The 10,199-nt window shown below is 29.0% G+C and carries 10 protein-coding genes and 1 tRNA gene; 1 reads left to right on the top strand and 10 read right to left on the bottom strand.

What is annotated here, in order from left to right; genetic code table 11:
• Positions 1–73 precede the first annotated feature (73 nt).
• A tRNA-Leu gene (locus AABM47_RS07085) sits at positions 74–155 on the bottom strand.
• Positions 156–278: 123 nt separating this feature from the next.
• Between AABM47_RS07085 and AABM47_RS07080 the strand changes: the two genes are divergently transcribed.
• A complete protein-coding gene (locus AABM47_RS07080; RefSeq protein WP_338410229.1) occupies positions 279–1,667 on the top strand; it encodes a dipeptidase in 1,389 nt (462 codons plus the stop codon).
• A gap of 76 nt (positions 1,668–1,743) precedes the next feature.
• Here AABM47_RS07080 and AABM47_RS07075 read toward each other — a convergent pair whose 3' ends face one another.
• From AABM47_RS07075 to AABM47_RS07035, 9 genes are all read right to left on the bottom strand, one after another.
• Entirely contained in the window at positions 1,744–2,457 is a 714-nt protein-coding gene (locus tag AABM47_RS07075) for a LytTR family DNA-binding domain-containing protein (protein ID WP_338410228.1), read from the bottom strand.
• A gap of 10 nt (positions 2,458–2,467) precedes the next feature.
• Positions 2,468–2,785 (bottom strand): Hpt domain-containing protein, encoded by a 318-nt coding sequence (locus AABM47_RS07070; RefSeq protein ID WP_338410227.1) that lies wholly within the window; start codon positions 2,783–2,785, stop codon positions 2,468–2,470.
• Positions 2,785–5,487 carry a PAS domain-containing protein gene (locus AABM47_RS07065; RefSeq protein ID WP_338410226.1) on the bottom strand — a complete coding sequence of 901 codons (2,703 nt, stop codon included), beginning with the start codon at positions 5,485–5,487 and terminating at the stop codon, positions 2,785–2,787. Before AABM47_RS07065 ends, AABM47_RS07070 begins: the two co-directional genes overlap by 1 nt.
• A gap of 179 nt (positions 5,488–5,666) precedes the next feature.
• The gene (locus AABM47_RS07060; protein WP_338410225.1) at positions 5,667–6,077 is read right to left on the bottom strand and encodes a response regulator; all 411 of its coding nucleotides are present in this window, start codon (positions 6,075–6,077) and stop codon (positions 5,667–5,669) included.
• A 101-nt stretch (positions 6,078–6,178) separates the two neighbouring features.
• Positions 6,179–6,568: an MmcQ/YjbR family DNA-binding protein gene (locus AABM47_RS07055; protein WP_338410224.1), complete on the bottom strand. Its 390-nt coding sequence runs from the start codon at positions 6,566–6,568 to the stop codon at positions 6,179–6,181.
• 96 nt (positions 6,569–6,664) lie between these two features.
• Positions 6,665–7,426: a cyclase family protein gene (locus AABM47_RS07050; protein ID WP_338410223.1), complete on the bottom strand. Its 762-nt coding sequence runs from the start codon at positions 7,424–7,426 to the stop codon at positions 6,665–6,667.
• A gap of 59 nt (positions 7,427–7,485) precedes the next feature.
• Positions 7,486–8,622 carry a radical SAM family heme chaperone HemW gene (gene hemW / locus AABM47_RS07045; RefSeq protein WP_338410222.1) on the bottom strand — a complete coding sequence of 379 codons (1,137 nt, stop codon included), beginning with the start codon at positions 8,620–8,622 and terminating at the stop codon, positions 7,486–7,488.
• Between the two features lie 502 nt (positions 8,623–9,124).
• Positions 9,125–9,679, bottom strand: a complete 555-nt coding sequence (ruvC, locus tag AABM47_RS07040; protein WP_338410221.1) for a crossover junction endodeoxyribonuclease RuvC — start codon at positions 9,677–9,679, stop codon at positions 9,125–9,127.
• 26 nt (positions 9,680–9,705) lie between these two features.
• Positions 9,706–10,199 (bottom strand): hypothetical protein (locus AABM47_RS07035; RefSeq protein ID WP_338410220.1); only part of this gene is annotated, 494 nt, incomplete at its 5' end.

The raw sequence follows: 10,199 nt of genomic DNA, 5'->3' as shown, positions 1-10,199 counted from the left end.
AACATTCTAAACAACAACCTTTTTGAAACATTTTGTATAATAAAAAAGCTCCTCGTTTCCGAAAAGCTTTTTGTGCGGGCGGAGAGACTCGAACTCTCACACCTTGCGGCACCAGATCCTAAGTCTGGCGTGTCTACCAATTTCACCATACCCGCAAAATTGATTCTCTTATTATGAGGGTGCAAATATAAAAATAATTCTTATATATAAATTAAGAAATGTAAATTTTTTTACGATCTTATTTTTTGTATTTTTGGCAATGTAAAAAATAAACGATAATGAATTCCATAAAAGCATACGTTAAAGAAAATAAAGAACGTTTTTTAAGCGAACTAATTGAGTTGCTAAAAATACCCTCTGTAAGTGCTGACAGTGCTTATACACAAGATGTTATTGCAACTGCAGATCTTGTGAAAACAAGTCTTGAAAAAGCCGGTTGTGATTTTGTAGAACTTTGTGAAACGCCTGGTTACCCAATTATATATGGTGAAAAAATTATTGATAAATCATTGCCAACTGTTTTAGTTTATGGACATTATGACGTGCAACCACCCGATCCTATAGAATTATGGACATCACCTCCATTTGAACCGGTAATAAAAACAACAGAAATTCATCCAGAGGGAGCAATCTTTGCTCGTGGCGCATGTGATGATAAAGGGCAAATGTACATGCACGTTAAAGCATTTGAGTACATGATTGCTTCAAATACATTGCCCTGCAACGTAAAGTTTATGATTGAAGGTGAAGAAGAAATTGGTTCTAAAAGTTTAAGTTGGTTTGTGGAACGCAATCAAGAGAAACTAGCAAATGATGTTATTTTGATTTCGGATACAGGTATGATTTCTAATAAACAACCCTCTATCACAACTGGCCTACGCGGCTTAAGTTATGTTGAAGTATGTGTAACGGGACCAAATCGTGACTTGCATTCTGGCTTATATGGAGGAGCCGTGGCTAATCCAATTAACATTTTAACTAAAATGATAGCGTCATTACATGATGAAAATAATCACATAACCATTCCTGGTTTTTATGATACTGTTGCAGAATTATCATTAGAAGAAAGAGCAGAAATGGCTAAAGCACCTTTTTCTTTAGAAAACTACAAAAAGGCTATTGATATTGAAGCTGTTTATGGAGAAGCGGGATACACTACAAACGAAAGAAATTCGATAAGACCAACATTAGATGTTAACGGAATTTGGGGAGGATACACAGGGGAAGGTGCAAAAACAGTAATTGCAAGTAAGGCTTATGCAAAAATTTCGATGCGTTTAGTTCCAAATCAAGAATGGCAAAAAATAACCGAATTGTTTAAAAATCATTTTGAAAGCATCGCCCCTATGGGCGTAAAAGTACAGGTTACACCTCATCATGGCGGCCAAGGATATGTTACGCCTATAGATAGCATTGGGTATAAAGCCGCTAACATGGCGTATACTGAAACTTTTGGCGTTCCTGCAATACCTGTTCGGTCTGGAGGGAGTATTCCAATTGTGGCTTTATTTGAAAAAGAATTAAAATCAAAAACTATTTTAATGGGCTTTGGTTTAGATAGTGATGCAATTCACTCACCAAACGAACATTTTGGAGTTTTTAATTACTTAAAAGGTATTGAAACTATTCCTTTATTTTATAAGTATTTTGTTGCATTGAGTAAGTAAATCAATCTCCGAACTATTGTTCAAAAATCAGATTAAGGTATTGAGCTGTTGTTCAAAAAAAAGTTTTAGTTTAGGCCTATAAAAGATTAAGTCTACTTATCAACTCAGCTCTATTAGACCTGCTTACTGGTATAACATCCTTAGCTATAAGCACACTATTATCTTCAATATCTATTATTTTTTTTGTGTTTATTATAAAAGAACGGTGTACTTTTAGAAATGAATGACTGGGTAGTTTATCCAAAATTTTTTTTAATGTAGAATGAACGGTGTAATTTTTGTTTTCTGTTTTTATCAATATATAATCCCCTTTTGCCTCCACTACATTAACGGAGTTAAATTCTATTTTTATTAATCTTTTGCCTATGTTTATATAGAATTCTTTATTGGTATCGGTTGGAATTTGTTTATTATTTTCCAAAACGAATTTGTTTATTATTTTAGACGCTTTAAGTTTTTGAATGGTTATTTTAAATCGATCATCACTTATGGGTTTTAATAAATAATCAATAATACAATCATATTCAAAAGCCTGCATGCCAATATTTTTGTCGGATGTAATTAGTATTACTTTAGGTAGGTTTTTTAACGTTTGAATAAATTCAAAACCCGTAAAATCTGGCATATGAATGTCTAAAAAAATAACATCTACCTTATTTTGATTTAAATATTTGATAGCCTCTATACCATTTGAAAACTCTCCTAAAACCTTAATTTTAGAATGTTTAGAGATTTTTTGATTAATAATAGCCCTCGCCAAAGCTTCGTCGTCAATTATTATGCAATTCATTTGGAGTTTATTATAAACTGTCAACAAAATTTTGCATTTTATTAAGAATTTCTTCAAATTCTGTCTGCAAATTTGTTGAGCCTAATTTTAAATTATTTTCAAATTTTTCGGCAAGATAATAACTTTTTTCGAGACCAAGCAATGAAATTTTGTGTTTTATTTTATGAACAATAAAAATTGTTGAACTAAAATTTATAGTCTGTAAACTTTCATAATAAGCATCTACTTCTTGTTTTAATTCTAATTTAATAATTTTGATTATTTTATGTTTAAATTTATTATCGTTTTTTGACAAATTGTTAATGTATTTTAGATTGGGCTTTTCCATTATTTTTTTGGTAATTTTATATAAAATACGGTGCCTTTTTTTAATTCACTTTCAACAGAAATTGATCCTTTATAATTTTCTACAATTCTTTTCACAATAGACAAGCCTATTCCATTAGAGCTATCTCGTTGTGTAAAAGATTGAAATAGTTTAAATATTTTTTCTTTATTTTTACTAGCAATACCAGGCCCGTTATCTTTTACATAAAAAATATAATTATTTTTATCTTCCTTATAACCAATGACCACCAACCCTTCTGGTTTTTCTATATAATTCACTGCATTACTGATAAGGTTTTGAAACAGCTGCTGCATTCTAAATTTATTTGCTTTAATAACAGGTAGTTTGGCTTTAACAATTACTTTAACATTATTAGGAATATGAATGATATTGATGCAGCTTTTTATTACATCATTTAAGTCAACTTTTTCTGTAATCATTTCTTCTGAATCAACTTTTGAATAGGTTAAAATTCCTTGTATTAAATGATCCATCTTTTCTACTTTACTTTCTATCAAGTTTAAATATTGAGTGGTTTCTTTATTAAATTCTTTGTCGTTATCTTCTTTTATCCATGTAATAAGCGAGTGTATGCTTTGCAATGGCGATTTTAAATCGTGAGAAACCATTTGGGCATATTCATTAAGTTTTTGGTTTTGTTTTTCTAATTTAATTAAAAAATCTTCTTTTTGAATTTCAAATAATTTTTTTTGGGTAATATCTAAATGCACACCTACTGAACCTATTAATTCTCCGTTAACATTATAATTAGGAGCGCCACAAATTAACCAATACTTCATGTCTCCTTTTTTAGTTTTAATTCTAACTTCATATGAATCAGTTATTCCTTGGGTTCTTAACCTGTTTTTTTCTAAAACAATATTTTTATCCTTGTCGATAATTAATATTTCGGCTCCTTTTTTTCCTATTAATTCTGAAAAAGAAAAACCACTCATCTCACAAAAAGATTCATTAACAAATAAAATTGTATCATTATTATCAACCTCTAACAACCCCATATTCATGTGGGCAATAATATTGCTGTATTTTTCCTTTTCGGCTTCTATACTCTCTTTGTATTTTTTTTTAATTGTTATATCATTATAACTCCACAAGTGCCCATCATATATTCCTTCTTTATAAATAGGCAAATAACTTCTTTCATAAACTTTACCATCTAATAATTCAATTTCTTCTCCATTAATTTTTACTTTATTTTTTTGGATTTCATTGATTCGTTTAATATAATTTTTTGGGTTTTTAAATAAATGCATGGATGCATTTGATAGTTGTTTGCAATCAAATCCTTTAATTAATTCAGAATCAATTGAAACATTAAACATGTCACAAAATATTTTATTTAACACAATAATTTTTCTTTTGCTATCGACTAACAACACCCCTGTTTGAAGGTTTTTAATTAAAGAATTTAATTTGTTTTCTGAATCAAAAATTTTTTGATTAAATTTTTTTTGAAGCGTAATGTCTTCTTGAATAGCAAAATATTTTACAATTTCACCTTTTTTATCGCGTAGGGCTTGACCTTGAATTTTAACCCAAAATTTTGCTCTCTTTTTGTTATAATTAATTATTTCACAATTAAAAGGCAATCCTTTTTTTATTTGTTGAGAGAGATATAAAATTTTTTCTTTGCTAGATTCTTTGCCCTGAAGTAATTCGCCCGGCTTTTTTCCTATAAGTTCTTCTTTAGTGAATCCTGTTAATTTACTAAAACTATCGTTAACCCATTCGGTTAGTCCGCTATTATCACAGATAATAACTGCATTAATATTTTTTTCAGCGATTGAAGATAAAATAGAAAGACGGTGTTCGTTTTCTTTTTCAAAAGTAACATCTTCAATAGTTGTAAAATATTGAATTAATTTTCCTTGATTATTAAAAACAGGTTGCCCTTTAAGTTTTGACCAAAAAGGATTTTTCGTTTTATGCGCATGTAATATTTCTACTTCAAACAATTCATCATTATAAAAAGCTTTAAGCATTTTGTTAATTTCATCCCTACTATATAACTCACATAAGCCAACTTCAACTAACGTTTTTCCAATAATTTCGTCATATAAAAAACCTGTTAAGCTAAGATACGATTCATTACACCAAAATATTTTTCCCTGCGAATCTGTAAAGACAGTTCCACTATTATTGGCACTGGCAACCAATGAAAATTTTTGTAATTCTTTTTTGTCTTTTTTAAGGTTGTTATTCTGTAAATTAACTGTGTTTAATAATTTCTTTAATTCTAAATTGTTAATTTCTTTGCTTTTAATTAAGTCTAATAAGTCTAATAAAGGATCGCAAATTGCAAAATCATCTAAAGTTAATTTTTTTTCTATTATTTTTTCCATAACTTTAAAACAAGGGATTCCAACAAAAAGATAATTTTCATTATGTAAGCTTATCTGGCCTCTTAATGAGATTGACTTGTCAATTAATGAGTCCCATACCACCAATTGTCCTAAAGTGTCCTTAGAGTTAAGATCTAAAAGAGTTTTAATATTGGGACTTCTAATACTAAATGTATCACTAATGTGTAAATTTTGCTTAAGGTTAGGCAGTATTTTTTTTATACTCTTTCCAAAACTTTTTATTTTTAAATCCTTTCCAATAAGAATATAAAATGGAAAAATATTGTTAAAACTTGTTACGTCAAAATTAAATTGAAAATCTTTTATGTAATTATCCATTTATTTTAAATAATTTAGAACCTGCTTGATGAGTTTTTGTTACTGAGAGTTTAGAGCCTATTTTAATCAAACTAATTGTCTCTGTTATAAGTTCTTGCAGACCATTCATTTTACGTTTGTGTTTTCTAAAATTTATAATAAACAAATCTTTACATTCTTTGTTTACAATACATTCACATTTATTGACAAAATAATTCGTTTGAGCTCCAATATTCTAATGTTTTTTTTATTCTATCTACATACTCTTCATATTTCAAAGGCTTTACGAGATAGCCTGCAATACCTATTTTATAACATTCTGTAATGTCTTTATGATTATTTGAAGTTGATAGAATTATAGATGGAATATGTTTTAAAAATTCATCCATTTTTAATATCTTTAAAAACTCAATACCGTTTAAATTGGGCATATTTAGATCTAAAAGGATTATGTCTGGGATTATGTCTTTTATTTTTAATATGCTTAAAGCTTCCTCGCCGTTATTGGCTTCAATAATTTGGTGCTTTAACGCTAACAGCTTTAAAACACGTTTAAATTTCATTACTTCAATAGCGTCATCTTCTATTAAAAGAATTTTTAATGGCCTCATAATTTGATTTTTATTAAATGTTTGTACATTACAAATAAACTTTTTGCATTATTAAAAAAGAAAAATTTCGATTAATACACTTTTATTATAGTCTAATTATCTTAAAGTATCTGTGAATAGTTTTGTTGACTGTTAGCTATTTTTTGTTGATCACTTTTCGTTAAGCTTTTTATAACTAATTCATAAGAGTGATCTATTAACTCGCAAATTATTTTATCAGAAACATCTCTATTAAAACCTATTGTATTCCAATGTTTTTTATTCATGTGCCATCCTGGACTTATAGCTTCATATTTTGCTCGTAAGTTTAATGCCTTTTCTGGATTACATTTTAAATTTATAACGGCACTTTTTTTTTCCCAATTGGATAGAGTCGTTAAAACAAACATTTTTTTTCCAACTTTAAAAACTAAAGTATCCTCATCAAAAGGGAAGTGAGCACTGACTCCTTTTTTTGCTAAACAAAATTTATAAAGCTCTTCTATATTCATGTTTATGTTTTCTACTTAAGTTAAGTATTAAGACTATAAAAAAAACGATACCGTCTTAGACAACTATACTCAGTAGGTTTTGAATTAAAAATAATATTAACCCTTTTCAATCATAAACAATATGGGTTTACTCGGCGAGGCATCATTTTCAAAAGATGCTATTTGTAAATTTAAAATATAGCCTCCGTCTGCCACTTTTTGATCTATATAAATTAATTCCGTAATGGTACTATTCATACGTGCATCTTCATTTAATATATGTGTATTTTTTACATTCCAAAAAGCTTTATGTGCTACTAATTTTCCATCATCTTTTTCTTTATCTACGCTTGGTAAATCAACTAGCAAATGTTGTATGCCCATTTCTCGAATAAAAATGGCAGCTTTTTCAGTCAAATATGGTGGATTTGTATGCGAATAATTATGGTTTTTTTTGCTTTTAAAGTTGGGTAATGTTCTGATAATCAAAGCCTCTGTTAAAATGCCTTGAAGTGCCTTTTTGATTTGTGATTTTGTAATAACGAAGTCTACACCTTTTTTTTCTGGATCAATAGAGATAACTTCTGCATAAAAGAAAAATTGTTTTAAACATTGGTTGATGCTGTAAAAGTCATGTGTTATGTGACCTAAGCACTCTGTGTGTGTTCCATGTGCATGCGGATTAAAGAAAATGTTGTTAAAATTCGTTGATGAATTTCCTTTAGAAACTTTACCTATCCAATCATCCATTTTAACAGGTTCTATAACAGGTATGTTTTGATACCAGGCTATAGGATTTTTATCGTCATTAGACAATGGTATAGAAATATCAATAGGGTTTGATAGATTTATTTTAAAATTGTTTATTGTAGCAATCATAATTTTTATTTTAGTAAAAGACGATGAAAAACACAAAAAAGTCTAGTTTTAGTATCAAATTACTCATCCAAATTTAGTAAAAACAAATCACTTGCAATTCCGTCAATAAAAAACTTTCCTTTTTTTGTTGTTTTCAGGACATTTTTATCGATTAACAACGTTTCATCTTGTATAAATTTATGACTTTGCTTCAACAGATAGTCCAAATATGTTTGACCAAATTTACTTAAAATTCTTGTTAATGATACGCCCCAAATAGTTCGTAAGCCTGTCATAATATATTCGTTATATTTATCTTCTGTTGACAAGATTTCCTTAGAAATAGGCAATTTGTTTTCTTGGATAAATTTTATATAAACCGTATTGTTAGCAATATTCCAACTCCTAGAAACACCATCATAACTGTGAGCCGAGGGGCCAATTCCAATATAATTTTTACCCAACCAATAACTCGAATTGTTTTTTGAAAAATAATTTTCTTTTCCAAAGTTAGAAAGTTCATAATGAATAAAACCGTTTTCTTGAAGGGTTTCTACTAAAATATGAAAATGTTCGTGAGCAACCGCATCATTGGGTTCTTTTATGATTCCTTTTTTAATAAAAGTTTCTAAGGCTGTTTTGGGTTCGACCGTTAACGCATAACTCGAAATATGAGGAATATTAAACGTGAGTGCTTTTTCTATGTTTTGTTTCCATTTTTCGTTGCTCATTCCTGGAATTCCGTAAATTAAATCTAAAGAAATATTATCGAAATATTTTGTGGCAATTTCCAAACATTGTGATGCTTCCTTGGCATTGTGAGCCCTATTCATCATTTGCAAATCATCTTCAAAAAAAGATTGAATACCAATTGATAAACGATTTACTCGATTTATAGATAATTCGATTATTCGTTCTTCTGTTAAATCATCTGGATTGGCTTCAACCGTAATTTCAGGATTTTCTACAACATTGTAGTTTTTATAAACTTCATCAATCAACAACTTTATATCTTCAATTGATAATATACTCGGTGTTCCTCCACCAAAATAAATGGTTTCAATAGCTTCGTTTTCTGCTTCGTTTTTTCGCAAAGCAATTTCTTTGGCTAATGCCAAAATCATTTCGTCTTTCTTCTTTAAACTGGTAGAAAAATGAAAGTCGCAATAGTGACAAGCTTGTTTGCAAAAAGGGATGTGTATGTATATACCGCTCATTTTAGAGTGTTCAGTTTTTAGTGTTCAGTTTTTCAATTCCGAAGTTTCGGGATAGTGTTCAGCTGGAAATCGTTAAAATTAAATTATTGCTTTTTTATAGCAAATTTTTCAGGGTTTAAAATTATGTAATTTATTAGTTTACCAATTTCAATACTGCTATTAGTTAATTCTATAAATTTTTTTAGTAGAAATAGAATCTCTTCATCATTTAGCCTTTTAGGAAAGAAAAAACTATTTCCATAAATTTTTACTAAACGAACCTTGCTTTGAGGAAGTTTAAAATCAATCTTTTCTTCAAAAAAGACATTCTCTTTATATGTTGTTTTCTCAGAATCATCACCTTTAGAACAATCTTTAAAATTATTTTTAATTTCTTCAAAATTTGGACAACTTAACTAATTATATGTCATAATTACTAATAACAAAAGTAATATTACAATAAAAAATTATTTCATAAATTATTTTTTTAATAAACACAGTCCAAAAACTTCGGAACTGAACACTACTTACTTACTCTTTTCTCATTCTGTTTCACAAAAGCATCCCAACCGGTATAACTTTTTTCGCCTACGGTTTTTCCTGAATTAAAAAAATGACAAACTGCTGCTGCTAAACCATCTGTGGAATCTAGGTTTTTGGGTAAAGTTTTTAAGCCTAATAGTTGTTGAAGCATCTTGGCTACTTGTTCTTTGCTGGCATTTCCGTTGCCGGTGATTGCCATTTTTATTTTTTTGGGTTCATATTCTGTAATGGGAATGTCTCTTGAAAGTCCGGCTGCCATAGCTACTCCTTGAGCTCTTCCTAACTTTAACATCGATTGTACGTTTTTACCAAAAAAAGGTGCTTCAATTGCAATTTCGTCTGGATGAAAGGTTTCAATAAGTTCAATGGTTCGCTCAAATATGATTTTTAATTTTTGATAGTGGTTGTCATATTTAGACAATTGCAATTCGTTGAGTTGCAAAAACTCCATTTTTTTATTGACAACTTTTATCAATCCAAAACCCATAATTGTGGTTCCAGGGTCGATTCCTAAAATGATGCGTTCGTTTGGCACTTTAAATATGTTTTGCAGCGTATGCTTTAATTTGTTTCAAAGTTAGCATTTCTAATAACTAAAGGCAATATAAACTGTGTTTTTACCTTTATACCTCTTTTACTCGCAGGCTCTATTAATGGAAAATTGGCCAGTTTTGTTTGAATAATACAGTCTAAAAGTTTAATGTTATAAGTTAAACTGTCCTTTGGATATTGTATTTCAAATATAGATGTGCTATCTGGAAGATTGGTTATTTTTATTTGAATTGTATCCAAATTAGGAAACAATATTTGAATAGAATCCAAATTAATTTTATACTTTATTTGGTGCGTTATATAGTTAAAAAAACACACCTTTTGTTGATCTAAATTTAAAATAGTATCACAACTATTCGCGTTGGGGTATTCATCTACATCATTCCAGTTTATTTTTTGAAGTTCCTGTTTGAGCAATTTAGATTCGTCAGGAACTTTTTTATCAAAAAGCTGACAAGACGCTAAGGCTAAAAATAAAATGAAACTAAATTTTTTCAATTTTT

Source organism: uncultured Flavobacterium sp., from assembly GCF_963925415.1.
Classification (GTDB): Bacteria; Bacteroidota; Bacteroidia; order Flavobacteriales; family Flavobacteriaceae; genus Flavobacterium.
This window is presented reverse-complemented; position numbering and strand designations above follow the sequence as displayed.

What these genes read in the sequence shown, in the direction of transcription:
- AABM47_RS07065 (WP_338410226.1), bottom strand. Translation starts at nt 5,487, where the DNA reads ATGGATAATTACATAAAAGATTTTCAATTTAATTTTGACGTAACAAGT.
- AABM47_RS07075 (WP_338410228.1), bottom strand. Translation starts at nt 2,457, where the DNA reads ATGAATTGCATAATAATTGACGACGAAGCTTTGGCGAGGGCTATTATT.
- AABM47_RS07070 (WP_338410227.1), bottom strand. Translation starts at nt 2,785, where the DNA reads ATGGAAAAGCCCAATCTAAAATACATTAACAATTTGTCAAAAAACGAT.
- AABM47_RS07060 (WP_338410225.1), bottom strand. Translation starts at nt 6,077, where the DNA reads ATGAGGCCATTAAAAATTCTTTTAATAGAAGATGACGCTATTGAAGTA.
- AABM47_RS07055 (WP_338410224.1), bottom strand. Translation starts at nt 6,568, where the DNA reads ATGAATATAGAAGAGCTTTATAAATTTTGTTTAGCAAAAAAAGGAGTC.
- AABM47_RS07080 (WP_338410229.1), top strand. Translation starts at nt 279, where the DNA reads ATGAATTCCATAAAAGCATACGTTAAAGAAAATAAAGAACGTTTTTTA.
- AABM47_RS07050 (WP_338410223.1), bottom strand. Translation starts at nt 7,426, where the DNA reads ATGATTGCTACAATAAACAATTTTAAAATAAATCTATCAAACCCTATT.
- hemW (WP_338410222.1), bottom strand. Translation starts at nt 8,622, where the DNA reads ATGAGCGGTATATACATACACATCCCTTTTTGCAAACAAGCTTGTCAC.